Consider the following 23,306-nt stretch of genomic DNA (forward strand, 5'->3'; position numbering starts at 1 on the left):
ACGAAGGTTTAAGATTCGCGATCAGAGAAGGTGGAAGAACTGTAGGTTCAGGTGTTGTTACTAGCATCATCGAATAATTTTAGAATTATATAATGTTTAAATTTAAACTTGGTTATAAAGAGTAGAGGAGACGTCTTCTACTCTTTTTTATATGAAAGATATATATAATGTACTAAAAAGTAATGTGATAACAAAGTTCAAGAATAAGATTTGAAATTTAGTGTGAGTATTAAAATATAAATTAAAAAGGTATTGTTACTTATAACATTACCAAACTTTGGATAATATATAAGTATTAAGCATTAAATACATAATAAAGTTCTTGAAAATAAATAAAAAAGAATATAAAATAAAGTACAGTTGAGATGAAAAAACAGTTAAGATTACCCAAATAAAAATTAAAAATAATGTAATTAAAAAAACTTGAAAACATTAATGAAAAATAGTATAATAAAGAAGTTGCAGAGCAAACAGCGATGAATCAAGAGGTTGCCGGACTTCCGGGTAATTCTTGATGAGTATGTCTGGATCTAGAATCCGACGACAGGGAATCTGTTAGATTATGTTTAAAAGTGTGAAACACCAGGAACAGTTTACAGATAACCGCTGTTGTGCGTTAGAAGTAAAGCGTACATGAAAAGGAGGGAAACCAAGATGTCAAAACAAAAAATAAGAATAAGATTAAAGGCTTTTGATCACACAATATTAGATCAATCAGCTGAAAAAATCGTTGAAACTGCTAAATCAACAGGAGCTAAGGTTGCTGGTCCAGTACCACTACCAACAGAAAAAGATGTTGTTACAATATTAAGAGCAGTTCACAAATACAAGGACTCTAGAGAGCAGTTCGAAATAAGAACTCACAAGAGACTTATAGATATCGTTAATCCATCACCAAAGACTGTTGATGCATTAATGAGATTAAATCTACCAGCAGGTGTAGATATCGAAATAAAGCTTTAATAGCAAAACTTTTAAATAGAGATTGAACTATTATGATTGTGTTACAATCCGCTAATTAGTTTGGGAGGTGTAAGTAAAATGAAAAAAGCTATTATAGGTAAGAAAATAGGAATGACTCAAATTTTCAATGAAAATGGAAAGATGATTCCTGTAACAGTAGTGGAAGCAGGTCCATGTGTTGTTGTTCAAAAGAAGACAACAGAGAAAGATGGATATGAAGCTATCCAAGTTGGTTTTGGTGAAATAAGAGAAAAGTTAGTTAACAAGCCAGCTAAAGGACATTTTGCTAAAGCAGGAGTTTCATTAAGAAGAACACTTAAAGAATTCAAGCTTGAAAATGCTAGCGAATATGAAGTTGGTCAAGAAATAAAGGCTGACGTTTTTGCAGTAGGAGATAAGGTTGATGTATCAGGAATTTCTAAAGGTAAGGGATTCCAAGGTGTAATTAAGAGATGGAATGCTCAAAGAGGACCAATGTCACACGGTTCTAAGTTCCATAGAGCAGTAGGTTCAATGGGAGCATCATCAGATCCATCAAGAACATTTAAGAATAAACATATGCCAGGTCACATGGGTGCTGTTAATACAACAGTGTTAAACTTAGAAGTAGTTAAAGTTATAGCTGAAAAGAATTTAATACTAATAAAGGGTGGAATCCCAGGACCTAATAAAGGTACAGTAGTTATTAGAAATACAGTTAAGGCTTAATTTCTGTAAGAAAGGAGGACGCACAGGATGCCTACAGTAGGATTATTTAATAAAGAAGCAAAGCAAGTTGGAGAAATCCAATTAAACGATAATGTTTTCGCAGTTGAAGTTAATAAGGATGCAATGCACCAAGTAGTTGTTGCATTACTTGCAAACAAGAGACAAGGAACTCAATCAGCTAAGACAAGAGCTGAAGTAAGAGGAGGCGGAATCAAGCCTTGGAGACAAAAGGGAACAGGTAGAGCAAGACAAGGTTCTATAAGAGCTCCACAATGGATTAAGGGTGGTGTTGTTTTTGCACCAAAGCCAAGAGATTACAGAATGTCAGTACCAAAGAGCATGAGAAGAGTAGCTATGAAGTCTGCATTAACTTGTAAGGTTCAAAATGAAGAGATGATCGTTTTAGAAAATCTTGAATTTGAAGCAATCAAGACTAAGTCTATGGCAGAAATGCTAAAAGCTTTCAATGCTAATAAGACATTAATAGTAACAGCTGAATCAAACGAAGTAGTTTATAAGTCAGCTAGAAATATTGAAGGAGTTTCAGTAATTCCTGTAAACAACATCAATGTTTATGATTTACTAAAGTTTGAAAAAGTGATCATGACTAAAGATGCTGTATCAAAGATTGAGGAGGTGTACGCATAATGAAGTTAACAAGCCATGATATAATAAGAAAGCCTGTTATAACTGAAAAGACTATGACAGCTATGGCAGAAAATAAGTACACTTTCATAGTTCACATTAATTCAAACAAGTCTCAAATAAAGAGAGCTGTTGAAGAAGTGTTTGGAGTTAAAGTTGCTAGCGTTCAAACTATAAGAACTATGGGAAAAACTAAGAGAATGGGCGTACATGTAGGAAAGAGATCTGACTACAAGAAAGCTATTGTAACACTTGCAGCAGATAGCAAGGGAATAGAATTCTTTGAAGGATTACAATAGTTAAATAAAGGTGATTTATTGGTGTAAAACACCAGATAAGCTGTAAGAAGGAGGTAACAAAATGGCAGTTAAAAAGTTTAAACCAACTACCCCTTCAAGAAGAGAAATGACAATGGCAACATTTGAAGAAATCACAACAAATGTACCAGAAAAATCACTTCTTGTTTCTTTAAAGAAAAACGGTGGTAGAAATGCACAAGGTAAAATAACTGTTAGACATCGTGGTGGCGGTGCTAAGAGAAAGTATAGAGTAATTGATTTTAAGAGAAATAAGGATGGTGTTCCAGCAAAGGTTGCTACAATAGAATACGATCCAAATAGATCAGCATACATTGCTTTAGTAGTATATGCAGATGGAGAAAAGAGATACATAATAGCTCCAGCTGGTTTAGCAGTAGGAGATGTAGTTGTATCAGGACCAGAAGCAGATATCAAAGCAGGTAATGCTCTTCCATTAAAGAATATACCAGTTGGTACAGTTGTTCACAACATAGAGTTACAAGCTGGAAAAGGAGCTCAATTAGTTAGATCTGCAGGAGCTTCAGCTCAATTAATGGCTAAAGAAGGAGACTACGCTACATTAAGATTACCTTCAGGTGAAATGAGATATGTAAGAATCGAATGTAGAGCTACTGTAGGAACTGTATCTAACTCAACTAATGATATAGTTAATATAGGTAAAGCAGGTAGAAAGAGACACATGGGATGGAGACCTACTGTTAGAGGTTCTGTAATGAACCCTTGCGATCACCCTCATGGTGGTGGTGAAGGTAGATCACCAATCGGTAGACCAAGTCCAGTTACTCCATGGGGTAAACCAGCACTTGGATACAAGACTAGAAAGAATAAGAAGTATTCTGATAGATTTATCATTAAGAGAAGAAACGATAAGTAATATGAAGAGAACCTATTCTCTTCATGGCTTATCAGCCTAAGGTTAGTGAAGGGAGGCAATATAAGTGAGTAGATCAACAAAAAAAGGACCTTTTGTCCATGAAGGATTAATTAAAAAGATTGAAGAAATGAATGCAAATGGTGAGAAAAAGGTTATAAAGACTTGGTCAAGAAGTTCAACAATTTTCCCACAAATGATAGGTCATACAATAGCTGTTCACGATGGAAGAAAGCATGTTCCTGTATATGTATCAGAAGATATGGTTGGACATAAGCTTGGAGAGTTCGCTTTAACTAGAACTTTCAAAGGGCACGTGGACACAGATAAGAAGTCTAAAAGATAGTATAGGCGCCAGGAAAGGAGGAACAAGATATGGAAGCTAAGGCTATAGCTAAGTATGTAAGAATGTCTCCAATTAAGGTAGGAGCAGTTACAGATTTAATAAGAGGAAAAGATGTTAAAGAAGCTTTTGCTATTTTACAATATACTCCAAGAGAAGCAGCAGTAGTTATAAACAAAGTTTTAAAATCAGCTGTTGCAAATGCAGAAAACAATTTTGCATTAGATACTGACAAATTATATGTTTCAGAAATACACGTTGGTCAAGGTCCAACACTAAAGAGATTTAGACCAATGGACCATGGTAAAGCGTTTAAGATTCTTAAGAAAACAAGCCACATAACTGTAGTTGTTAAAGAAAGAGCTTAGAAGAAGGAGGGAAATATAAGTGGGTCAAAAAGTACATCCTCACGGACTTAGAGTAGGTGTTATCAAAGAGTGGGATGCAAAGTGGTATGCTAATAAAAAAGACTTTGCTGATAACTTAGTTGAAGATAACAAGATCAGAGAATATGTAAAAAAAGAATTATTCTCAGCAGGTATTTCAAAGATCGAAATAGAAAGAGCTGCTAAGAGAATTAAGTTAAACATACACACTGCAAAGCCAGGTGTTGTTATTGGAAAAGGTGGAGCTGGAATCGAAGCCTTAAAGCAAAAGATAAATAAGTTAATTGGCGGAAAGAATGTTTTAATAAACATTGTTGAAGTTAAGAATGCTGAAGCAGATGCTCAATTAATGGCAGAAAATATTGCTGCTCAATTAGAAAAGAGAATCTCATTCAGAAGAGCTATGAAGCAAACAATTCAAAGAGCTATGAAACACGGAGTAAAGGGTGTTAAGACTGCTTGTTCAGGAAGATTAGGAGGAGCAGAAATAGCTAGAACAGAACAATATCACGAAGGAACAATTCCACTACAAACTTTAAGAGCAGACATTGATTATGGATTTGCTGAAGCAGATACAACATACGGTAAGATCGGAGTTAAGGTTTGGGTTTATAATGGAGAAGTTCTTCCAACTAAAAAAGTTGAAAAGGAAGAAGTTGACGCGTAAGAAAGGAGGAATAGATCATGTTAATGCCTAAAAGAGTAAAGCATCGTAAGGTACAACGTGGTAGAATGAAAGGTAAAGCTACAAGAGGAAATTTCCTTGCTTATGGAGATTTCGGTATTCAAGCTACTAGTTGTGGTTGGATTACAAGTAATCAAATCGAGGCAGCCAGAATTGCTATAAATAGATACATCAGAAGAGGAGGAAAACTTTGGATAAAGATTTTCCCAGATAAGCCAGTAACTGAAAAACCAGCTGAAACAAGAATGGGTTCAGGTAAAGGTTCACCAGAATATTGGGTAGCAGTAGTTAAGCCTGGTAGAGTTTTATTTGAGTTATCAGGAGTTAATGAAGAAGTTGCAAGAGAAGCTATGAGACTTGCATCACACAAACTTCCTGTAAAAACAAAGTTTGTTACAAGAAGAGATTTTGAGGAAATGGGTGGTGAAGAATAATGAAGGCTAGAGAATTAAAAGAATTAAGAGCAAATAATCCTCAAGATTTACAAGCTAAATTAGGAGATTTAAAAGCTGAATTATTCAACTTAAGATTCCAATTAGCTACAGGACAATTAGAAAATCCTATGAGAATAAGAGAAGTTAAGAAATCTATAGCCCAAATAAAAACCATCTTAAGAGAAGAAGAGCTAAAGGTTCAACAGTAATCGGAAGGAGGTATTCTTTAAATGGAACAAAGAGCACTAAGAAAGAAAAGAATTGGTAGAGTTGTTTCTGACAAAATGGATAAAACTATCGTAGTTGCTGTTGAAACTAAGGTAAGACATCCGTTATATGGTAAGACTGTTAACAGAACTACTAAGTTTAAAGCTCATGATGAAAATAATGAAGCTAGAATAAATGATAGAGTATTAATAATGGAGACTAGACCATTATCTAAAGATAAGAGATGGAGACTTGTTGAGATAGTTGAAAAAGCAAAATAAGCTTTAAAGACTGAAAGGAGGGTAATTCAATGATACAACAACAAACCTTACTAAAGGTAGCAGATAACTCAGGTGCAAAAGAAATCATGTGTATCAGAGTTTTAGGCGGATCTAAGAGAAAGTTCGGTAACATTGGAGATGTAATAGTTGCTAGCGTTAAAAGTGCAACACCAGGCGGAGTTGTTAAAAAAGGTGACGTAGTAAAGGCTGTTATAGTTAGATCTGTAAGAGGATTAAGAAGAGCAGATGGTTCATACATTAAGTTTGATGAAAATGCTGCAGTTATAATAAAAGATGATAAGCAACCAAGAGGAACTCGTATCTTCGGACCAGTTGCTAGGGAGCTAAGAGATAAAGAATTTAATAAAATCTTATCATTAGCACCTGAAGTTCTATAATAGAGGAGGTGGCTAACTTGAAGGTACATGTAAGAAAGAACGACACAGTTGTAGTTATTTCAGGAAAAGACAAAGGAAAAACTGGAGAAGTTTTAAAAGTATATCCTAAGACAGGAAAGGTTCTTGTAAAAGGAGTTAACATAGTTAAGAAGCACCAAAAGGCTACTAGAAATCAAGCCGAAAGTGCTATTATAGAAAAGGAAGCTGCTATATACAGCTCAAAGGTTATGTTATATTGTACAAAGTGCAAGAGTGCAACTAGAATTAGCAATAAGTTATTAGAAGACGGAGCTAAGGTAAGAGTTTGCAAGAAGTGCGGAGAAACATTCTAGAATCTGAAAGGAGGTAAATCAATATGACAAGACTTCAAGAAAAGTACGAAAAAGAAATTATACCAGCTATGATTGAAAAGTTTGGTTATAAAAATATAATGGAAGTTCCAAGACTTGAAAAGATAGTAATCAATATGGGTGTTGGAGAAGCTAAAGAAAATCAAAAGGTTTTAGAAGCAGCAGTTAACGATTTAACATTAATAGCTGGTCAAAAGCCAATATTAACTAGAGCAAAGAAATCTGTTGCTAACTTTAAGATAAGAGAAAATATGCCATTAGGATGTAAAGTTACATTAAGAAAGGCAAAGATGTATGAATTTGCTGATAAGCTAATGGCAATAGCTCTACCAAGAGTTAGAGACTTCAGAGGTGTTTCAAGCAAGTCATTTGATGGAAGAGGAAACTATTCACTAGGAATTAAAGAGCAATTAATATTCCCAGAAATAGAGTACGATAAAATCGATAAAGTGAGAGGAATGGATATAATCTTCGTAACTACAGCTAACACTGACGAAGAAGCAAGAGAATTATTAAGATTCCTTGGAATGCCATTCGCTCAATAATAAGGAGGGAAAGTCGTGGCACGTAAAGCTATTATTGAAAAGTGGAATAAGACACCTAAATATAAAACAAGAGCTTATACAAGATGTAGAATATGTGGTAGACCACATGCAGTACTTAAAAAATTCGGTATATGCCGTATTTGTTTCAGAGAACTTGCTTATAAGGGACAAATCCCTGGATGCAAGAAGGCAAGCTGGTAATATCGATTCATAGAGCGAAAGGAGGCACATTAAATGGTTATGACAGATCCTATAGCAGATTTGCTAACTCGTATTAGAAACGCAAATGCTGTAAGACATGAGGTAGTAGAAGTACCTTCTTCAAATGTAAAGAAGGCAATAGCAAATATATTATTACAAGAAGGATATATTAAAGAAATAGATGAGTACAATGATGGTGTTGTACCAATGTTAAGAATATCTCTTAAATACGGTTCTAACAAAGAAAGAGTTATTACTGGAATAAAGAGAATATCTAAGCCAGGACTAAGAGTTTACTGTAAGAAAGATGAAACTCCAAAGGTGTTAAACGGATTAGGAATAGCTGTTATATCAACTTCTAAGGGAATAATGGTTGATAGAGAAGCTAGAAAGATGGGACTAGGCGGAGAAGTAGTTTGCTACGTTTGGTAGTATCTTATATTAGGAAGTAACTAGATAGATTAAATATATGTTTGTACGAGAAGAATACAGGAGGTGCAATTATGTCAAGAGTAGGTAGATTACCAATAGCTATTCCTGCTGGCGTAACTGTAACTGTAACAGCAGATAATGTTGTTACAGCTAAGGGGCCAAAGGGTGAGCTAGTAAATGCTATGCACAAAGACATTAAGATAGTGGTTGAAAACAACGAAGTTGTTGTTACTAGACCTAGTGATGTAAAAGAGCACAGAGCTCTTCACGGATTAACAAGAGCACTTATTAATAACATGGTAATTGGAGTTAACGAAGGTTACCAAAAGACTTTAGAATTAGTAGGTGTTGGTTATAGAGCTCAACTACAAGGAAAGAAACTTGTAATGAACCTTGGATACTCACATCCAGTTGAAATAGAACCAATGAATGGAATTACTTTCGAGACTCCTGCTGCAACAAAAGTTGTTATCAAAGGTATAGATAAGCAAGTTGTTGGAGCACAAGCGGCTGATATCAGACGTTGGAGAAAGCCAGAACCATATAAGGGTAAAGGAATTAAATTCGAAGGCGAAGTAATCAGACGTAAAGAAGGTAAAACTGGTAAGAAATAATAGAAAGGAGTGAGCTTTATGTTCAAGAAGGTAGACAAAAAAGCAAGTAGAGTAAAACGTCACCTTAGAGTTCGTAAGAAAGTTTTCGGTACTCCTGAAAGACCAAGACTTTCAGTATACAGAAGTGAAAAAAATATTTATGCACAAATAATTGATGATATAAATGCTGTAACTATAGTTTCTGCTTCAAGCTTAGAGAAGGACTTCTCTGCAAAGGGCGGTAACAAAGAAGGTGCTAAACTTGTAGGAGAACTAGTAGCTAAGAAGGCATTAGAAAAAGGAATTAAAGATGTTGTGTTCGACAGAGGTGGATATGTATATCACGGAAGAGTACAACAATTAGCAGAAGCTGCTAGAGAAGCAGGATTAAATTTCTAAAAAATAAGGAGGGAAATACATGAGAATCGATCCTAGTCAACTAGACCTTAAAGAAAAGGTTGTTTATATAAACAGAGTTACTAAGGTTGTTAAGGGTGGTAGAAACTTCAGATTCAGCGCTCTAGTTGTTGTTGGTGACGAAAACGGACACGTTGGAGTTGGAATGGGAAAATCTATCGAAATTCCAGTAGCAATCAAAAAGGGAATAGAAGATGCTAAGAAAAACTTAGTAAAAGTTTCTATGGTTGGAACAACTGTTCCTCATGAAATATATGGAACTTTCGGAACAGGAAAAGTTCTTATAATGCCAGCTAAAGAAGGTACAGGAGTTATTGCTGGGGGTCCTGCAAGAGCTGTACTTGAATTAGCAGGATTAAAGGATGTTAGAGCTAAGTCATTAGGTTCAAACAATCCAAGAAACATGGTAAATGCAACTATCAACGGATTAGCAAACTTAAGAACAGCTGAAGATATAGCTAAATTAAGAGGAAAATCTGTTGAAGAGATTCTAGGTTAGGAGGGAATTGGCGATGGCTAAGTTAAGAGTTACTCTAGTTAAGAGCTTAATAGGTAGAAAGAAAGACCATATCGCTACTGCAAATGCCCTAGGACTAAAGAAAATTGGTAAAACAGTAGAAAAAGAGGAAACTCCTCAAATAAAAGGTATGATTAAGAAGATTGACTATTTACTAAAGGTAGAAGAAGTATAATTTAGAGGAGGTGTACTGATAATGAAACTTCATGAATTAAAGCCAGCAGCAGGTAGCAAAAAGGCTCCTAAGAGAGTTGGTAGAGGTACTGGTTCTGGTTTAGGTAGAAATGCCGGAAAAGGTGAAAAAGGACAAAACGCTAGATCAGGCGGTGGAGTAAGACCAGGTTTTGAAGGAGGTCAAATGCCTCTTTACAGAAGACTTCCAAAGAGAGGTTTTACAAATATATTTGCTAAGAAGATCGTTAGTATTAATGTAGATAGATTAAATATATTTGAAAACGGAACTGAAGTTACTCCTGAAGTATTACTTGAGAAGAGAGTAGTAAGTAAAGTTATGGATGGCGTTAAGATTCTTGGAAACGGAAACTTAGAAAAGAGTTTAACTATAAAAGGATGTAAACTTTCAAAATCTGCAGTAGAGAAGATCGAAGCAGCTGGAGGAAAAGTTGAGGTGATTTAATATGCTATCAACCCTACGTAATGCCTGGAAGGTTCCAGAATTGAGAAAAAAATTCTGTTGGACAATATTTTTAGTAGCGATTTTCAGGATGGGAACTCATATTCCTGTTCCTGGAATCAATGCTGAATTTATATCAAGAATACAGGAGATGACTCAATCTGGGTTACTTGGTTTCTATGATTTAATATCTGGTGGAGCATTTAGTAACTTTAGTATATTAGCATTAGGCGTAACACCATATATTAATGCATCAATTATAATGCAATTATTAACAATAGCTATTCCATCTTTAGAGCAACTATCTAAAGAGGGACAGGAAGGTAGAAAAAAGATACAAAATGCCACTCGTTATGTAGCTATTGTAATTGCAGTAATATTAGCTATTGGTTCAGTAGCTTCATTTGGTTCACAAGGTGCAATGATATCTAGTTCAAGCTTAGAATTAGTTATAGTAATAATGTCCCTTGTTGTTGGATCAACATTCTGTATTTGGTTAGGAGATCAAATTACAGTTAAGGGATTTGGTAATGGAACATCAATATTAATCTTTGTTAATATTATTTCTAGATTACCACTTACAGTTAGTAAAGTTTTAAGTTTAGAAGTAGATAAAGTAGCATTAGCTTTATTTATAGTAGCTGTTATTGCTCTATTAGCAATATCTATTTTCTTTAGTCTTGCTGAAAGAAAGATTCCAGTACAATATGCAGGTAAAGCTGTTGGTAATAAAGTGATGAAAGGACAATCTACACATATTCCGTTAAGTATAATAAGTGCAGCTGTTATTGCAATTATATTTGCAATGTCAGTAATGGGATTCCCAAAAGCTATAGCTCAGTTTTTCCCTAACAGCAGTGTTTCACAATGGATTATAGGTAGTAGTTACAGCATCTTTAATGAAAAGACATGGATGTATCCTGTAATCTTTGCTTTATTAACAGTATTCTTTACTTGGTTCTATAATGAGGTTACTTTAAAACCAGATGAGATGGCTGAAAATCTAAATAAGTCAGCAGGTTTTGTTCCTGGAATAAGACCAGGTGAGCAAACAACTGAGTATTTTGAAAAAATATTAGCTAGAGTATCAATTATAGGTGGTGTATTTGCTGCATTTTTAGCAGTAACTCCTATTTTAGTGGAACAATACACACCATTTAAAGGAATTCAATTTGGTGCAACAGCAGTGTTAATTGTAATAGGAGTAGCAATGGACTTCTCAAGACAATTACAATCTCAAATGGTGATGCGTCATTATGAAGGATTTCTTAAATAGAAAATAAAATGGAGATGATGCCCGTGAAGATTATATTACTAGGTCCTCCTGGTGCAGGAAAAGGAACACAGGCAAAATCAATTAGTAATAGATATTCAATTCCTCATATTTCAACAGGAGATATTTTTAGAAAGAATATTTCAGAAAATACTCCACTTGGAATAGAAGCTAAAAAGTATATTGATAATGGTCAGTTAGTTCCTGATCAAGTTACAATAGATATGGTAAAAGATAGACTTCAACATAATGATTGTGAGAATGGATATTTATTAGATGGCTTTCCAAGAACGGTAAGCCAAGCAGAAGCTCTTCAAGAGTTCTTACAAAAGAGAAAGGAGTCTTTAGATACTGCTTTATGTATAGAGGTGCCTAGAGATTTTATACTTGAAAGAATGACAGGAAGAAGAGTATGTCCATCATGTGGCGCAAGTTATCACATAAAATTTAATCCACCGATTGAAGGTAAATGTGAGCTTTGTGGTTCGGATGTAGTTCAAAGAAAAGATGATACAGAAGAAACAGTAAAAGAAAGACTTGATGTATATGAGAGACAAACACAACCACTAATTGATTTCTATAAGGAGAGAGAGTTACTTTCTACAGTAGATGGTACAAAAGCTATTAATGAAGTGTTTGAAAGTATTTGTACTATATTAGGAGAGCCAGTTTAGTGATTATTATAAAAAATAATAATGAACTTAACTATATGAGGAAATCAGGCCGAATAGTAGCAGAAACATTATTATTAATAGAAGAAAAAATAAAACCTGGTATAACTACAGCAGAGTTAGATAGGATAGCGGAGGAGTTTATTATTAAACAAGGAGCTAAACCTTCTTTTAAAGGATTGTATGGATTTCCTTCATCACTTTGTATATCCATCAATGAGCAAGTAGTTCATGGAATACCAGGAGCCTATAAGTTAACTGAGGGCGATATTGTAAGTGTAGATTGTGGTGCTGTTTTTCAAGGTTTTCATGGAGATGCAGCAAGAACTTTTTCAGTAGGAAATGTTTCACAAGAAGCACAAAAGTTAATTGAAGTTACGAAAAATTGTTTTTTTGAGGGAATTAAATTTGCTCATATAGGAAACAGACTAACGGATATTTCACATGCAATTCAAACGTATGTTGAAGATTCAGGTTTCTCAGTTGTAAGAGATTTCGTAGGTCATGGAATCGGAAGAAATCTACACGAAGATCCTGAAGTACCCAATTTCGGTATGCCGGGTAGAGGTCCAAAGTTAAGAGAAGGAATGGTATTAGCAATTGAGCCTATGGTTAATGTAGGTGATTGCAAAGTACTAACTCTATCTGATGGGTGGACTGTTGTTACAAAAGATAGGAAACTATCAGCACATTATGAAAATACTGTTGCGATTTTACCAGATGGGCCCGAAATATTAACACTAATAAAATAATAGTGTTGCTTAGTTATAAATTCGTAATGTTACGGTTTATACTAAGGTAATCATCGAGGTGAAGAATTTGCAAAACAATGACTTGATTGGAAAAGTAGTACTATCAAAAGCTGGAAGAGATAAGAATCATTTATATATAATAACTAATCAGATTAATAGTGAATATGTACTAGTAGCCGATGGTAATATTAAGACTATAAATAATCCTAAGAAAAAGAATCTTAAGCATTTAAGTATTCTATGTGATATAAATGAAGATATAAAATTGTCGATTTTAAGAAATGAAAAAAGTACTGATTTAAAGATTAAGAGACTTCTAAAATTAAAGGGCATTGTTAAGGAGGGTTGATTACCTTATGTCAAAAGACGATGTTATAGAAATGCAAGGTACTGTTCTAGAATCATTACCCAATGCTATGTTCCAAGTTGAACTTGAAAGTGGGCACACAATTCTAGCACATATATCAGGCAAATTAAGAATGAACTTCATAAGAATTCTGCCTGGAGATAAGGTTACAGTAGAATTATCTCCATATGATTTAAGTAGAGGTAGAATTACATGGAGAGCAAAATAAAGCAGTAAAAAATCTACTGTTACTAATACAAGGAGGGTTAGCTATGAAAGTAAGACCATCAGTTAAGCCTATTTGCGAAAAGTGCAAGATCATAAGAAGAAAAGGAAGAGTAATGGTAATCTGTGAAAATCCAAAGCACAAGCAAAAACAAGGCTAATATAAAATAATATTAGACAAAAAATACAAATTAGGCATTTAAAATTTATTGACTTTTTTAGTAAAGTCAAATATGATTATATAGTCAATAATCTAATAATTAGGTTTTAGGAGCGGCTGCATTAGAGAAAATATCACTAATGACCTAAACTTTATTATATATATTAAATTACTATAAAATCTATTTTTTAAGGCATTTTAATTACCAGGAGGTGTAAATTTTAATGGCAAGAATAGCAGGTATTGACCTACCAAGAGAAAAAAGAGTTGAAATAGGTCTAACATATATATTCGGAATTGGTTTAGCAACATCTCAAAAGATTTTAGCTGAAACTGGAATAAATCCGGATACAAGAGTTAAAGATTTAACTGAAGATGAAGTTAATGCAATTAGAACATTTATAAAAGAAATGAATGTTGAAGGTGATTTAAGAAGAGAAGTTGCTTTAAACATTAAGAGATTACAAGAAATCGGATGCTATAGAGGAATTAGACATAGAAAAGGTCTTCCAGTTAGAGGACAAAAAACTAAGACTAATGCGAGAACAAGAAAAGGTCCTAAAAAGACTATCGCTAATAAGAAGAAGTAATAAGGAGGGAAGATAATGGCAGCTCAAAAAGTTAAAAAGACTAGAAGAAGAAAAGAAAGAAAAAACGTTGAGCATGGTGCTGCACACATCAAGTCAACTTTCAATAACTCAATAGTTACTTTAACGGATGCAGCAGGAAATGCTTTATCATGGTCAAGTGCTGGAGCTCTAGGATTTAGAGGTTCAAGAAAGAGTACTCCTTTCGCAGCGCAAATGGCAGCTGAAACAGCAGCTAAGGCAGCGATGGAGCATGGATTAAAGAGCATCGAAGTATATGTAAAGGGACCAGGTGCAGGTAGAGAAGCAGCTATAAGATCCCTACAAGCAGCAGGATTAGAAGTAACTTTAATTAAAGACGTTACTCCTATCCCTCATAATGGATGCAGACCACCAAAAAGAAGAAGAGTCTAGTATTAACCATCATAGGAGGTGTAATTAATGGCAAGATATACTGGAGCTACATGTAGATTATGTAGAAGAGAAGGTATGAAACTGTTCCTTAAAGGGGATAGATGTTATACAGATAAATGCGCTTTTGCAAGAAGAAGCTATGCGCCAGGACAACATGGAGCTAGCAAGAAGAAGTTATCAAACTACGGAATTCAATTAAGAGAAAAGCAAAAAGCTAAGAGAATATACGGAGTTTTAGAAAGCCAATTCAGAAATTACTATGAAAAGGCTGAACACATAAAAGGAATTACTGGTGAAAACTTATTAAAGTTATTAGAATTAAGACTTGATAACGTAGCATATAGATTAGGATATGGTGCATCAAGAAATGAAGCTAGACAACTAGTAACTCATGGACATTTCTTAGTAAATGGAAAGAAAGTAGATATTCCATCATACAGAGTTTGTGTAAATGATGTAATAACTGTTTGTGAAAAGAGTAGAGGAAGCGAAAAGTTCAAGACTTTCGTTGAAAATCCAAAGACTTTACCAAAATGGTTAGAAGCAAATATCGAAAACTACGAAGGCAAAGTAGTTGCTGAACCAACAAGAGAAGATATTGACGTTCCTGTTAATGAAACGCTTATCGTCGAGTTATACAGCAAGTAGTATATTAATATTTGTTAATCATACATTTCGTATGATTACAAATATGAGAATCAGTTGCCCTCAAAATAAGGTTGCCATTTTAAATATAAGGAGGGTTTGTGTATGTTAGAGATTGAAAAGCCAATAATTGAGTGTGTAGAATCAAACGAAGATGGTACTTACGGTAAATACGTAGTAGAACCACTTGAAAGAGGATACGGAATTACTTTAGGTAATGCTCTTAGAAGAATTTTATTATCATCTTTACCAGGTGCTGCAACAACATCAGTTAAAATTGATGGAGTTCTTCATGAGTTCTCAACAGTTACTGGAGTTAAAGAGGATGTTACAGAATTAATTCTTAACATCAAGGCTTTAGCTTTGAGAATGAATGGTGAAGGTCAAAAGACAATTTATATAGATGCAAAAGGTCCTGGGGTTGTAACAGGAGCAGATATAAAGACTGACGGTGATGTAGAGGTTGTTAATAAGGATTTACATATTGCAACTCTTGATGAAAACGGAAGACTTTATATGGAACTAACAGTAAACAAAGGTAGAGGATATGTTACTCAAAATAAAAATAAGAGTGAAGATTTACCAATATCCGCTATTGCTGTAGACTCAATATACACACCAGTTAAGAGAGTTAACTTTACAGTTGAAAATACTAGAGTTGGTCAAATTACTGACTATGATAAGTTAACTTTAGAAATCTGGACTAATGGTACAATTAAGATTGATGAGGCTATAAGCTTATCAGCTAAAATTCTTATAGAACATTTCAAGTTATTCATGTCATTAACTGACAATACGAATGATGTTGAAATTATGATAGAAAAAGAAGAAGATAAAAAAGAGAAAGTACTAGAGATGACTGTAGAAGAGCTAGATTTATCAGTTAGATCATATAACTGTTTAAAGAGAGCTGGAATTAATACAGTTCAAGAACTTGCATCAAAATCAATGGATGATATGATGAAAGTAAGAAATTTAGGAAAGAAATCTCTTGAAGAAGTTGAAAGAAAATTAAAAGAACTAGGCTTAGGTTTAAGACTAAACGATGAGTAAGGAGGTAAATCCATGGCAGGTTATCGTAAGTTAGGTCGTCCTACTGACCAAAGAAGAGCTATGCTAAGAAGTCTTGTAACAAGCTTCTTAAAATACGGTAAGATTGAAACAACTGAAACTAGAGCTAAAGAAGCAAGAAGCCTTGCTGAAAAAATGATTACTCTTGCTAAGAAGGGTGATTTACATTCAAGAAGACAAGTTCTAGCTTTTGTACAAGAAGAAGCTGTTGTAAAGAATCTTTTTGATAATATAGCTCCACAATACGCTGAAAGAAACGGTGGATATACAAGAATGTATAAGAAGGGTCCTAGAAGAGGGGACGGAGCTGAAATAGTTATACTTGAATTAGTATAATAATAAGGGGATTAAGTTGATACTTAGTCCCCATTTTGTAATATAAAAATATATTTTTAGAGTATAAAGAGTGTTCTATATAGTCTAAAGATATATGTCAAATAGGAGGTAGTGTATGGATAACTTTATGATAGACATAGATAATGTAACCTTTAAATATACATCAACTGAAGAACAAGAGGGTAAGGTGGTAATTAAAGGGGTTAATTTAAAAGTATCTAAAGGTGAATTTGTAGTAGTGTTAGGACATAATGGGTCTGGAAAATCAACTATTGCAAAACATATTAATGCATTGTTAACACCTTCATCTGGTACTGTATTAGTAGATGGGATGGATACAAAAGATCAGCTAAAATTATGGGATATTAGAAGCAAAGCAGGAATGGTTTTTCAAAACCCAGATAATCAACTTGTAGCAACAATTGTTGAAGAAGATGTAGCTTTTGGTCCTGAAAATTTAGGGGTAGACCCTAAGGAGATAAGAAAGCGCGTTGATGATAGCCTTGCTAAGGTTGGTATGAGTGAATATAAGAGACATGCTCCACATTTATTATCTGGTGGACAAAAGCAAAGAGTTGCAATTGCAGGAGTTTTAGCTATGCAACCTGATTGTATTGTATTTGATGAACCTACTGCAATGTTAGACCCTAGCGGTAGAAAAGAAGTTATAAACAATATTAAAGAGTTAAATAAAGATCATAATATTACTATAGTTTTAATAACACATTATATGGATGAGGCAGCACAAGCTGATAGAATTATAGTTGTTGATGATGGGCAAATTAGAATGGAAGGAACACCTAGAGAGGTATTTTCTAAGGTTGATGTTATGAAAAAAATAGGATTAGATGTTCCACAAGTTACTGAGTTAGCTTATGAACTAAGAAAAGAAGGTATAGATATAAGTACTGAAATATTAAATATAGATGAGATGGTGGATGCAATATGTCAATTAAAATAGAAAGTTTAACACACGTTTATATGCCAGGAAGTCCCTTTGAAAAAGTTGCTTTAAAAGATATTAATCTAACAATAGATGATAATGATTTTGTAGCTTTGATTGGACATACAGGTTCAGGAAAATCAACTTTAATACAGCATCTAAATGGATTATTATCTCCTACAAAAGGGAAAATATATATTGATGGTATAGATATAACAGAGAAAAATGTAAAGCTAGTAGATATCAGAAAAAAGGTTGGTTTAGTATTTCAATATTCAGAATATCAGTTATTTGAAGAGACAATAGAAAAAGATATTGAATTTGGACCAAAAAATCTTGGATTATCTGATGAAGAAATACACCAAAGAGTAGTTAAAGCTATGGAAATGGTAGGATTGGATTACGAAGAATATAAAGATAAATCACCATTTGATTTAAGTGGTGGACAAAAAAGAAGGGTAGCAATAGCTGGGGTAATTGCTATGAACCCTAAAACATTAATTCTTGACGAACCTACAGCTGGTTTAGATCCAAAGGGAAGAGATGATATATTAGCTCAGATTAAAAAGTTACATGATGATTATGGAATGACTATAATACTTGTTAGTCATAGTATGGAGGATGTAGCAAATATTGCTGACAAAGTTATAGTAATGAATAATGGAAGTGTAGAGTTACAAGGCCCTATTGATACTGTATTTAAAGAAGTAGAGAAGTTAGAGAGTATTGGATTAGGAGTACCACAGGTAACATATTTAATGTTGAAGCTAAAAGCATTAGGATTTGATGTATCAGATGGTATTTATACAATAAAACAAGCAAAAGAAGAAATAATTAAGCTTCTTAACAAGAATAACTAAGGAGGTGGAATTATGTTAAAGGATATAACTATTGGACAGTATATACCTGGTGAATCATTTACCCATAAATTAGATCCAAGAACGAAAATAATAATAGCTATATTATTTATTACTTCTTTATTTATAATAAATAAATTTGTTGGATATATTTTGGTAATTGCTTTCTTAGGAGCTATAATAGCAAATGCTAAAATTCCAGTTAAATTTATTTTTAAAGGATTAAAGCCGATTTTATTTTTAATAATATTAACTGCTGCATTAAATATATTTATGATAAAAGGTACTGCTGATACATTAGTATTTGAGTTGGGTTTTATTAAGATATATTTAGAAGGATTGAGAACTGCTGCATTTATGGCTTTGAGATTAGTATTTTTAATTACAGGAACTTCATTGTTAACTCTTACAACATCTCCTATAGAATTAACAGATGGAATAGAAAGGCTACTAAGACCTATTGGAAAAGAGATAGCACATGAACTAGCAATGATGATGACTATTGCTTTAAGATTTATTCCTACATTAACAGAAGAGACAGATAAAATAATGAAGGCTCAAAAAGCTAGAGGTGCAGATTTTGAGACGGGAAACATTATTCAAAAAGCTAAGAGTTTAATACCTTTATTAGTTCCTTTATTTATAAGTTCTTTTAGAAGAGCAGATGAATTAGCAATGGCAATGGAGGCTAGATGCTATAGAGGCGGTGCTGGGAGAACTAGAATGAAAGAACTGCAGTTTAGTTCTATAGACTTTATAGCTTTTGGTATATTTTCTATTTTATTTATTGGAAGCTTTGTAATAAGATTTGTTTTGTAAGGTGTAGAAATCTATGAGAAATATAAAGCTAACTATAGAATATGATGGAACAAGCTATGGAGGATGGCAGAAGCAAAAGAATAATAGAACAATTCAACAGTGCATTGAAGAAGCAATTAAGTTGCTTACGGGTGAAGATGTTGAATTAATAGGAAGCTCTAGAACTGACGCTGGCGTTCATGCTAAAGGTATGGTTGCAAACTTCATTACTAATAGCCAAATTCCAGCTGATAAATTTAGAGAAGCTATTAATACTAAATTACCAGATGACATAGGAATAATTAAATCTGAAGAAGTTGATAGAAACTTTCATTCAAGATATGATAGTAAAGGTAAAACTTATTGTTATACATTAGTAAATAGATATGAAAAAGTATGTATAGGAAGAAATTATGTATATCAAGTTAGAGATGAATTAAATTATAATCTAATGAAAGAGGCTGCAAAATATTTTTTGGGTAAGCATGACTTTAAGGCCTTTAAAACTAATGGAAGTTCTGTAAAGACTTCAGTAAGAACAATAAATGGATTGGAACTAGAATTAAAAGGTGATGTTATAAAGATATTTGTTAGTGCAGATGGATTTCTTTATAATATGGTAAGAATTATAGTAGGTACTTTAATTGAAGTTGGAAAAGGAAAAATAAAACCAGAAGATATAGAGAGTATAATAAAAAACGGAGATAGAAGTAAGGCCGGACCTTGTGTACCACCTAATGGATTAGTACTAGAAAAAGTTTTTTATTAATAAAAAAAGATATAAATAATGTTGACACGCCCGTAAGCGTGTATTATAATAATATTGTTTGTTAGAATATTTATGTATATAAGATCCACTAGCCCCGGGTCTTGACATAAATGCGGTAACTTTAAAGAGTGAAGCTAAAATGTAAGTTCAGGGAGGGAAAGAGATGAAATCATACATTGCGAAAGCACAAGAAGTTGAAAGAAAATGGTATGTTGTAGATGCAGCTGGAAAGCCACTAGGAAGAGTAGCAAGCCAAGTTGCTTCAATATTAAGAGGAAAGAATAAGCCAACATTTACTCCAAATGTTGACTGCGGAGATTTCGTTATCGTTATTAATGCAGAAAAGGTTGTTTTAACTGGTAAGAAGTTAGATCAAAAATTAATGAGAAAGCACAGCCTATATCCAGGCGGATTAAAGGAAACTCCATATAGAGAAGTACTAGATAAGAAACCTGAATTCGCTTTCGAAGAAGCAGTTAGAAGAATGCTTCCAAGTGGTGTTTTAGGAAGAAAGATGCTAACTAAGTTAAAAGTATATAGAGGTGCTGAACACAATCATTCAGCTCAAAAACCAGAAGTGCTTGAATTAAAGTACTAATACAAGCTCGGGAGGAGGAATAGAAATGGCAAAAGTTCAATACATGGGTACTGGAAGAAGAAAAAAATCAGTTGCAAGAGTAAGACTTGTACCAGGAAGTGGTAAGGTTGTTGTTAATAAAAGAGATATCGAAAATTACTTTGGTTTAGAAACTTTAAGAGTAATAGTTAACCAACCATTAGTTTTAACAGGAACTAAGGATAAGTTTGACGTTTTAGTAAATGTTCATGGTGGAGGATTTACAGGTCAAGCTGGAGCTATCAGACACGGAATTACAAGAGCTTTAGTTAAAGCTGATGAAGCTTTAAAGCCAGAATTAAAGAAGGCTGGATTCTTAACAAGAGATCCAAGAATGAAGGAAAGAAAGAAATACGGTCTTAAGAAAGCAAGAAGAGCTCCACAATTCTCAAAGAGATAATACAAGAGTTTTTCAAAACCCCACAAACCAAATGTTTGTGGGGTTTATTTATATTTAAATTAATAAATATTAAAAAAGCTAAGGACTTAATCCTTAGCTTTTTTTGACAGAAGAACTTTTAATTGCGTAATATATGTTTACAACAACCATGTCAACAGCTATAATTGGTTCTAAGTTGTAATTAAGTTCATTGTTATTATACAAATAATGAATTAATATGAAAATATAAAAAATTAAGTGAAAAATATTAAAATAATTAATTTTTTTTCTTTTATACTATCAATTAAAATGTATAATTGAAGTAAAATAAATAATAGAAGCCAAAAAATGATACTCATGTTATATTCTCCTTGTATATAGAAGTTCATACTTTAATTATATAACATAATTGTAAAATATTCCTTTAGTATTCATTTAATAAACACATACTCCTTAATATATATTATAAGTAGTTTCTATGTGTCTATAAAATTGGGGATACTCCAGAAATGCGTGATACTAGAAAAGAAAATTAGAAGAAAGATTTAAAAAAGAACAATAATAAAAAGGAACTCTGCTCTCAGTTCAGAACATTACTATAAGTGACATATAACTAACAAAGTATATGCAAGTCATTGAAATCACATAAACTCAAATTCTCAAAGAAATAGTATGGAATATTCAAAAGAGAGGTTTTGCCTCTCTTTTTTTATTGAGAAAAATGGTAAAAAAAGGTTTATTAAATTCATGTTAAAAATGTTTATATTATATTAACAAAAGGTAAAAAATAAAGTAAACTAGGTTATGTAATGCTAGAAGAGTTGGAGGAGAAGAACCTTGGAATCAACAATAATGATAATTATGAAATTAATGGGTGGTCTTGGACTATTTATTTATGGTATGAAGCTAATGGGAGATGGTCTAGAAAATGCAGCTGGGGATGGATTAAAAAAGATCCTTGAAAAAGTAACTAGTAACCCAATAAAAGCTGTTCTTGTTGGTGCTATTGTTACTGCTGTAATTCAAAGTAGTAGTGCAACAACAGTAATGGTTGTTGGATTTGTTAATGCAGGTTTAATGAATTTAACACAAGCTACAGGTATAATTATGGGTGCCAATATAGGGACAACAATAACTGCTCAGCTTGTATCATTTAAGCTAGATCAAATAGCGCCGTTATTTGTATTTTTAGGAACAATAATGGTTATGTTTGCAAGAGGTAAAAAAAGAAAAGACATTGGTAATATAGTATTAGGTTTTGGTATCTTATTTACTGGAATGGGAATAATGAGTGGTGCAATGAAACCTCTAACTAGTTCACCAGTATTTGAGCAGTTAATAGTAACTATAGGAGACAACTGGCTTATAGGAGTAATTGCAGGTGCTACTATAACAGCAATATTACAAAGTTCATCTGCCACTACAGGTATATTAGTTGCATTAGCTACAGCTGGTGCTATTAACATACAGGTTGCCTTACCAATAATATTTGGATGTAATATAGGAACATGTATTACTGCTATCATTGCTAGTATTGGTGCTAATAAAACTGCACATAAGGCTGCAGCAATACACTTAATATTTAATATAGTAGGAACAATAATATTCTTACCATTCTTAGGTTTATTAGGTGTGGCGGTAACGAAGATGAGCCCAGATGTTAGCAGACAAATAGCTAATGCACATACAGTATTTAATATTGTAAATACAATGTTATTACTTCCATTTAGTAAATACTTAATTGTAATAGTTAATAAAATCATTCCTGGTGAAGACGAGGAAGAAAAGGCTGGACCTAAATATATAGACGATAGATTATTAGAAACACCTGTAATAGCAGCAGGGCAAGTTATAAAAGAAACTATAAGAATGGCTAATAAGGCTAAAAAGAATTTAGAATTATCTATGGATGCATTCTCTAATCAAGATGAAAAGTTAGTTGAAAAGGTATATGAGAATGAGAAGATAATTAATATCTTAGAAGAATCAATAACTACATATTTAGTAAAGCTTGCTAAATGTGAAATGTCAGATAGAGAAAAAGATATTGTTGCATCTACTTTCCATGTAATAAACGATATAGAGAGAATTGGAGATCATGCTGAAAATGTAGCAGATTTAGCATCTCAAAGAATTAATAGAAATTTATCATATAGTTCAGATGCAATGGAAGAGTTATATGAAATATATAATTATACAGTAAATGCGTTAGAAATCTCTATAGAAAGTTATGCTAATAGAGATGTAGAAAAAGCTAGAAGTATAAGAGCTATAGAATCAAGAATAAATTCTTCGCAAAAGAAATTTAGAGATAAACATATTAAGAGACTATATGATGGAAAATGTAATGCATATGCAGGTGCCATATTCTTAGATTTAATAAGTAATTTTGAAAGAATTGGAGACCATTCTACAAATATAGCAGAGAGTGTTATTGAAAATTATTCAGCATAGTTTAAGGGGCTGTATCAAAATAAATTTTGATATTCGCTGATAGAAAAAGGAAGTTCGAATTTGAACTTCCTTTTTTGTGC

General features: G+C 33.1%; 39 protein-coding genes and 1 pseudogene. All 40 read left to right on the forward strand.

Going from position 1 to position 23,306, the window contains the following annotated elements:
• Positions 1-77: pseudogene (locus I4V16_RS15195) on the forward strand (elongation factor Tu); the annotation flags it as partial.
• Positions 78-654: 577 nt separating this feature from the next.
• On the forward strand, positions 655-963 hold the full coding sequence (rpsJ, locus tag I4V16_RS15200; protein ID WP_021876938.1) for a 30S ribosomal protein S10: 309 nt from the start codon (positions 655-657) through the stop codon (positions 961-963).
• Positions 964-1,041: 78 nt separating this feature from the next.
• Positions 1,042-1,671: a 50S ribosomal protein L3 gene (rplC, locus tag I4V16_RS15205; RefSeq protein WP_027098786.1), complete on the forward strand. Its 630-nt coding sequence runs from the start codon at positions 1,042-1,044 to the stop codon at positions 1,669-1,671.
• Positions 1,672-1,698: 27 nt separating this feature from the next.
• Positions 1,699-2,319 carry a 50S ribosomal protein L4 gene (gene rplD, locus I4V16_RS15210; RefSeq protein WP_027098787.1) on the forward strand — a complete coding sequence of 207 codons (621 nt, stop codon included), beginning with the start codon at positions 1,699-1,701 and terminating at the stop codon, positions 2,317-2,319.
• The gene (gene rplW, locus I4V16_RS15215; protein WP_027098788.1) at positions 2,319-2,615 is read left to right on the forward strand and encodes a 50S ribosomal protein L23; all 297 of its coding nucleotides are present in this window, start codon (positions 2,319-2,321) and stop codon (positions 2,613-2,615) included. Before rplD ends, rplW begins: the two co-directional genes overlap by 1 nt.
• Before the next feature lie 61 nt (positions 2,616-2,676).
• A complete protein-coding gene (rplB, locus tag I4V16_RS15220; protein ID WP_027098789.1) occupies positions 2,677-3,510 on the forward strand; it encodes a 50S ribosomal protein L2 in 834 nt (277 codons plus the stop codon).
• A gap of 64 nt (positions 3,511-3,574) precedes the next feature.
• Entirely contained in the window at positions 3,575-3,853 is a 279-nt protein-coding gene (rpsS, locus tag I4V16_RS15225) for a 30S ribosomal protein S19 (RefSeq protein ID WP_027098790.1), read from the forward strand.
• Positions 3,854-3,882: 29 nt separating this feature from the next.
• Positions 3,883-4,218 carry a 50S ribosomal protein L22 gene (gene rplV / locus I4V16_RS15230; RefSeq protein WP_049179288.1) on the forward strand — a complete coding sequence of 112 codons (336 nt, stop codon included), beginning with the start codon at positions 3,883-3,885 and terminating at the stop codon, positions 4,216-4,218.
• Between the two features lie 19 nt (positions 4,219-4,237).
• Complete coding sequence (rpsC, locus tag I4V16_RS15235) at positions 4,238-4,903, forward strand: 30S ribosomal protein S3 (protein WP_027098792.1); 666 nt, start codon at positions 4,238-4,240, stop codon at positions 4,901-4,903.
• Between the two features lie 17 nt (positions 4,904-4,920).
• Positions 4,921-5,355: a 50S ribosomal protein L16 gene (rplP, locus tag I4V16_RS15240; protein ID WP_027098793.1), complete on the forward strand. Its 435-nt coding sequence runs from the start codon at positions 4,921-4,923 to the stop codon at positions 5,353-5,355.
• Entirely contained in the window at positions 5,355-5,564 is a 210-nt protein-coding gene (gene rpmC / locus I4V16_RS15245) for a 50S ribosomal protein L29 (RefSeq protein WP_027098794.1), read from the forward strand. The genes rplP and rpmC overlap by 1 nt, the downstream gene beginning before the upstream one ends.
• A 21-nt stretch (positions 5,565-5,585) precedes the next feature.
• Positions 5,586-5,843, forward strand: a complete 258-nt coding sequence (rpsQ, locus tag I4V16_RS15250; RefSeq protein ID WP_027098795.1) for a 30S ribosomal protein S17 — start codon at positions 5,586-5,588, stop codon at positions 5,841-5,843.
• A 29-nt stretch (positions 5,844-5,872) separates the two neighbouring features.
• Positions 5,873-6,241 carry a 50S ribosomal protein L14 gene (rplN, locus tag I4V16_RS15255; protein WP_027098796.1) on the forward strand — a complete coding sequence of 123 codons (369 nt, stop codon included), beginning with the start codon at positions 5,873-5,875 and terminating at the stop codon, positions 6,239-6,241.
• A 17-nt stretch (positions 6,242-6,258) separates the two neighbouring features.
• Positions 6,259-6,573 (forward strand): 50S ribosomal protein L24, encoded by a 315-nt coding sequence (gene rplX, locus I4V16_RS15260; RefSeq protein WP_027098797.1) that lies wholly within the window; start codon positions 6,259-6,261, stop codon positions 6,571-6,573.
• A gap of 23 nt (positions 6,574-6,596) precedes the next feature.
• Entirely contained in the window at positions 6,597-7,136 is a 540-nt protein-coding gene (rplE, locus tag I4V16_RS15265; RefSeq protein ID WP_027098798.1) for a 50S ribosomal protein L5, read from the forward strand.
• A gap of 15 nt (positions 7,137-7,151) precedes the next feature.
• A complete protein-coding gene (locus tag I4V16_RS15270; protein ID WP_027098799.1) occupies positions 7,152-7,337 on the forward strand; it encodes a type Z 30S ribosomal protein S14 in 186 nt (61 codons plus the stop codon).
• Positions 7,338-7,370: 33 nt separating this feature from the next.
• Complete coding sequence (gene rpsH / locus I4V16_RS15275) at positions 7,371-7,769, forward strand: 30S ribosomal protein S8 (protein WP_027098800.1); 399 nt, start codon at positions 7,371-7,373, stop codon at positions 7,767-7,769.
• A 71-nt stretch (positions 7,770-7,840) separates the two neighbouring features.
• Positions 7,841-8,383 carry a 50S ribosomal protein L6 gene (gene rplF, locus I4V16_RS15280; protein ID WP_049179286.1) on the forward strand — a complete coding sequence of 181 codons (543 nt, stop codon included), beginning with the start codon at positions 7,841-7,843 and terminating at the stop codon, positions 8,381-8,383.
• A gap of 18 nt (positions 8,384-8,401) precedes the next feature.
• Entirely contained in the window at positions 8,402-8,761 is a 360-nt protein-coding gene (rplR, locus tag I4V16_RS15285; RefSeq protein ID WP_027098802.1) for a 50S ribosomal protein L18, read from the forward strand.
• Positions 8,762-8,780: 19 nt separating this feature from the next.
• On the forward strand, positions 8,781-9,278 hold the full coding sequence (gene rpsE / locus I4V16_RS15290; protein ID WP_027098803.1) for a 30S ribosomal protein S5: 498 nt from the start codon (positions 8,781-8,783) through the stop codon (positions 9,276-9,278).
• 13 nt (positions 9,279-9,291) lie between these two features.
• Positions 9,292-9,471, forward strand: coding sequence for a 50S ribosomal protein L30 (gene rpmD, locus I4V16_RS15295; RefSeq protein WP_027098804.1), 180 nt, complete (start codon positions 9,292-9,294; stop codon positions 9,469-9,471).
• A 21-nt stretch (positions 9,472-9,492) separates the two neighbouring features.
• Positions 9,493-9,933, forward strand: a complete 441-nt coding sequence (rplO, locus tag I4V16_RS15300; protein ID WP_049179285.1) for a 50S ribosomal protein L15 — start codon at positions 9,493-9,495, stop codon at positions 9,931-9,933.
• Position 9,934: 1 nt separating this feature from the next.
• Positions 9,935-11,206, forward strand: coding sequence for a preprotein translocase subunit SecY (secY, locus tag I4V16_RS15305; protein ID WP_049179284.1), 1,272 nt, complete (start codon positions 9,935-9,937; stop codon positions 11,204-11,206).
• Positions 11,207-11,229: 23 nt separating this feature from the next.
• Positions 11,230-11,877 (forward strand): adenylate kinase, encoded by a 648-nt coding sequence (locus tag I4V16_RS15310; RefSeq protein WP_099329804.1) that lies wholly within the window; start codon positions 11,230-11,232, stop codon positions 11,875-11,877.
• Complete coding sequence (gene map, locus I4V16_RS15315; RefSeq protein WP_049179282.1) at positions 11,877-12,626, forward strand: type I methionyl aminopeptidase; 750 nt, start codon at positions 11,877-11,879, stop codon at positions 12,624-12,626. Before I4V16_RS15310 ends, map begins: the two co-directional genes overlap by 1 nt.
• A gap of 67 nt (positions 12,627-12,693) precedes the next feature.
• A complete protein-coding gene (locus I4V16_RS15320; protein ID WP_049179281.1) occupies positions 12,694-12,975 on the forward strand; it encodes a KOW domain-containing RNA-binding protein in 282 nt (93 codons plus the stop codon).
• Positions 12,976-12,982: 7 nt separating this feature from the next.
• Complete coding sequence (gene infA, locus I4V16_RS15325; RefSeq protein ID WP_027098810.1) at positions 12,983-13,201, forward strand: translation initiation factor IF-1; 219 nt, start codon at positions 12,983-12,985, stop codon at positions 13,199-13,201.
• A gap of 43 nt (positions 13,202-13,244) precedes the next feature.
• Complete coding sequence (gene rpmJ, locus I4V16_RS15330) at positions 13,245-13,358, forward strand: 50S ribosomal protein L36 (RefSeq protein WP_003448032.1); 114 nt, start codon at positions 13,245-13,247, stop codon at positions 13,356-13,358.
• A 223-nt stretch (positions 13,359-13,581) separates the two neighbouring features.
• Positions 13,582-13,947 carry a 30S ribosomal protein S13 gene (rpsM, locus tag I4V16_RS15335; protein ID WP_027098811.1) on the forward strand — a complete coding sequence of 122 codons (366 nt, stop codon included), beginning with the start codon at positions 13,582-13,584 and terminating at the stop codon, positions 13,945-13,947.
• A 15-nt stretch (positions 13,948-13,962) separates the two neighbouring features.
• On the forward strand, positions 13,963-14,358 hold the full coding sequence (gene rpsK, locus I4V16_RS15340) for a 30S ribosomal protein S11 (RefSeq protein WP_021876963.1): 396 nt from the start codon (positions 13,963-13,965) through the stop codon (positions 14,356-14,358).
• A 27-nt stretch (positions 14,359-14,385) separates the two neighbouring features.
• Positions 14,386-15,006: a 30S ribosomal protein S4 gene (gene rpsD / locus I4V16_RS15345; protein ID WP_049179280.1), complete on the forward strand. Its 621-nt coding sequence runs from the start codon at positions 14,386-14,388 to the stop codon at positions 15,004-15,006.
• A gap of 102 nt (positions 15,007-15,108) precedes the next feature.
• Positions 15,109-16,056, forward strand: coding sequence for a DNA-directed RNA polymerase subunit alpha (locus tag I4V16_RS15350; RefSeq protein WP_027098813.1), 948 nt, complete (start codon positions 15,109-15,111; stop codon positions 16,054-16,056).
• Positions 16,057-16,068: 12 nt separating this feature from the next.
• Positions 16,069-16,410, forward strand: coding sequence for a 50S ribosomal protein L17 (gene rplQ / locus I4V16_RS15355; RefSeq protein ID WP_027098814.1), 342 nt, complete (start codon positions 16,069-16,071; stop codon positions 16,408-16,410).
• 115 nt (positions 16,411-16,525) lie between these two features.
• Positions 16,526-17,371 (forward strand): energy-coupling factor transporter ATPase, encoded by an 846-nt coding sequence (locus I4V16_RS15360; RefSeq protein ID WP_049179279.1) that lies wholly within the window; start codon positions 16,526-16,528, stop codon positions 17,369-17,371.
• Positions 17,356-18,213, forward strand: a complete 858-nt coding sequence (locus I4V16_RS15365; protein WP_111937953.1) for an energy-coupling factor transporter ATPase — start codon at positions 17,356-17,358, stop codon at positions 18,211-18,213. The genes I4V16_RS15360 and I4V16_RS15365 overlap by 16 nt, the downstream gene beginning before the upstream one ends.
• A gap of 12 nt (positions 18,214-18,225) precedes the next feature.
• Entirely contained in the window at positions 18,226-19,029 is an 804-nt protein-coding gene (locus I4V16_RS15370; RefSeq protein ID WP_111937954.1) for an energy-coupling factor transporter transmembrane protein EcfT, read from the forward strand.
• 13 nt (positions 19,030-19,042) lie between these two features.
• Entirely contained in the window at positions 19,043-19,777 is a 735-nt protein-coding gene (gene truA / locus I4V16_RS15375; RefSeq protein WP_111937955.1) for a tRNA pseudouridine(38-40) synthase TruA, read from the forward strand.
• A gap of 163 nt (positions 19,778-19,940) precedes the next feature.
• Positions 19,941-20,375: a 50S ribosomal protein L13 gene (rplM, locus tag I4V16_RS15380; protein WP_027098819.1), complete on the forward strand. Its 435-nt coding sequence runs from the start codon at positions 19,941-19,943 to the stop codon at positions 20,373-20,375.
• A gap of 25 nt (positions 20,376-20,400) precedes the next feature.
• Positions 20,401-20,793: a 30S ribosomal protein S9 gene (rpsI, locus tag I4V16_RS15385; protein ID WP_049179275.1), complete on the forward strand. Its 393-nt coding sequence runs from the start codon at positions 20,401-20,403 to the stop codon at positions 20,791-20,793.
• A gap of 831 nt (positions 20,794-21,624) precedes the next feature.
• A complete protein-coding gene (locus I4V16_RS15390; RefSeq protein WP_180269536.1) occupies positions 21,625-23,226 on the forward strand; it encodes a Na/Pi cotransporter family protein in 1,602 nt (533 codons plus the stop codon).
• Positions 23,227-23,306: the final 80 nt, after the last annotated feature.

The sequence above is a fragment of the Clostridium sp. 1001283B150210_160208_E6 genome (genome assembly GCF_015669365.1).
GTDB classification, from domain to species: Bacteria; Bacillota; Clostridia; order Clostridiales; family Clostridiaceae; genus Clostridium; species Clostridium paraputrificum.

Bases quoted from the DNA above. Each gene is read 5' to 3' on its own strand.
- rpsD (WP_049179280.1), top strand. From the start codon at position 14,386: ATGGCAAGATATACTGGAGCTACATGTAGATTATGTAGAAGAGAAGGT.
- rpsE (WP_027098803.1), top strand. From the start codon at position 8,781: ATGAGAATCGATCCTAGTCAACTAGACCTTAAAGAAAAGGTTGTTTAT.
- rplM (WP_027098819.1), top strand. From the start codon at position 19,941: ATGAAATCATACATTGCGAAAGCACAAGAAGTTGAAAGAAAATGGTAT.
- rpsM (WP_027098811.1), top strand. From the start codon at position 13,582: ATGGCAAGAATAGCAGGTATTGACCTACCAAGAGAAAAAAGAGTTGAA.
- secY (WP_049179284.1), top strand. From the start codon at position 9,935: ATGCTATCAACCCTACGTAATGCCTGGAAGGTTCCAGAATTGAGAAAA.
- rplE (WP_027098798.1), top strand. From the start codon at position 6,597: ATGACAAGACTTCAAGAAAAGTACGAAAAAGAAATTATACCAGCTATG.
- rpmC (WP_027098794.1), top strand. From the start codon at position 5,355: ATGAAGGCTAGAGAATTAAAAGAATTAAGAGCAAATAATCCTCAAGAT.
- rplR (WP_027098802.1), top strand. From the start codon at position 8,402: ATGTTCAAGAAGGTAGACAAAAAAGCAAGTAGAGTAAAACGTCACCTT.
- rpsJ (WP_021876938.1), top strand. From the start codon at position 655: ATGTCAAAACAAAAAATAAGAATAAGATTAAAGGCTTTTGATCACACA.
- I4V16_RS15390 (WP_180269536.1), top strand. From the start codon at position 21,625: ATGATAATTATGAAATTAATGGGTGGTCTTGGACTATTTATTTATGGT.
- rplV (WP_049179288.1), top strand. From the start codon at position 3,883: ATGGAAGCTAAGGCTATAGCTAAGTATGTAAGAATGTCTCCAATTAAG.
- rplQ (WP_027098814.1), top strand. From the start codon at position 16,069: ATGGCAGGTTATCGTAAGTTAGGTCGTCCTACTGACCAAAGAAGAGCT.
- rplD (WP_027098787.1), top strand. From the start codon at position 1,699: ATGCCTACAGTAGGATTATTTAATAAAGAAGCAAAGCAAGTTGGAGAA.
- rplB (WP_027098789.1), top strand. From the start codon at position 2,677: ATGGCAGTTAAAAAGTTTAAACCAACTACCCCTTCAAGAAGAGAAATG.
- rplF (WP_049179286.1), top strand. From the start codon at position 7,841: ATGTCAAGAGTAGGTAGATTACCAATAGCTATTCCTGCTGGCGTAACT.
- rpmJ (WP_003448032.1), top strand. From the start codon at position 13,245: ATGAAAGTAAGACCATCAGTTAAGCCTATTTGCGAAAAGTGCAAGATC.
- infA (WP_027098810.1), top strand. From the start codon at position 12,983: ATGTCAAAAGACGATGTTATAGAAATGCAAGGTACTGTTCTAGAATCA.
- I4V16_RS15365 (WP_111937953.1), top strand. From the start codon at position 17,356: ATGTCAATTAAAATAGAAAGTTTAACACACGTTTATATGCCAGGAAGT.
- rpsK (WP_021876963.1), top strand. From the start codon at position 13,963: ATGGCAGCTCAAAAAGTTAAAAAGACTAGAAGAAGAAAAGAAAGAAAA.
- rpsQ (WP_027098795.1), top strand. From the start codon at position 5,586: ATGGAACAAAGAGCACTAAGAAAGAAAAGAATTGGTAGAGTTGTTTCT.
- rpmD (WP_027098804.1), top strand. From the start codon at position 9,292: ATGGCTAAGTTAAGAGTTACTCTAGTTAAGAGCTTAATAGGTAGAAAG.
- I4V16_RS15360 (WP_049179279.1), top strand. From the start codon at position 16,526: ATGGATAACTTTATGATAGACATAGATAATGTAACCTTTAAATATACA.
- rplW (WP_027098788.1), top strand. From the start codon at position 2,319: ATGAAGTTAACAAGCCATGATATAATAAGAAAGCCTGTTATAACTGAA.
- rpsH (WP_027098800.1), top strand. From the start codon at position 7,371: ATGGTTATGACAGATCCTATAGCAGATTTGCTAACTCGTATTAGAAAC.
- rplN (WP_027098796.1), top strand. From the start codon at position 5,873: ATGATACAACAACAAACCTTACTAAAGGTAGCAGATAACTCAGGTGCA.
- I4V16_RS15350 (WP_027098813.1), top strand. From the start codon at position 15,109: ATGTTAGAGATTGAAAAGCCAATAATTGAGTGTGTAGAATCAAACGAA.
- rpsI (WP_049179275.1), top strand. From the start codon at position 20,401: ATGGCAAAAGTTCAATACATGGGTACTGGAAGAAGAAAAAAATCAGTT.
- rplP (WP_027098793.1), top strand. From the start codon at position 4,921: ATGTTAATGCCTAAAAGAGTAAAGCATCGTAAGGTACAACGTGGTAGA.
- truA (WP_111937955.1), top strand. From the start codon at position 19,043: ATGAGAAATATAAAGCTAACTATAGAATATGATGGAACAAGCTATGGA.
- rplC (WP_027098786.1), top strand. From the start codon at position 1,042: ATGAAAAAAGCTATTATAGGTAAGAAAATAGGAATGACTCAAATTTTC.
- I4V16_RS15370 (WP_111937954.1), top strand. From the start codon at position 18,226: ATGTTAAAGGATATAACTATTGGACAGTATATACCTGGTGAATCATTT.
- rplO (WP_049179285.1), top strand. From the start codon at position 9,493: ATGAAACTTCATGAATTAAAGCCAGCAGCAGGTAGCAAAAAGGCTCCT.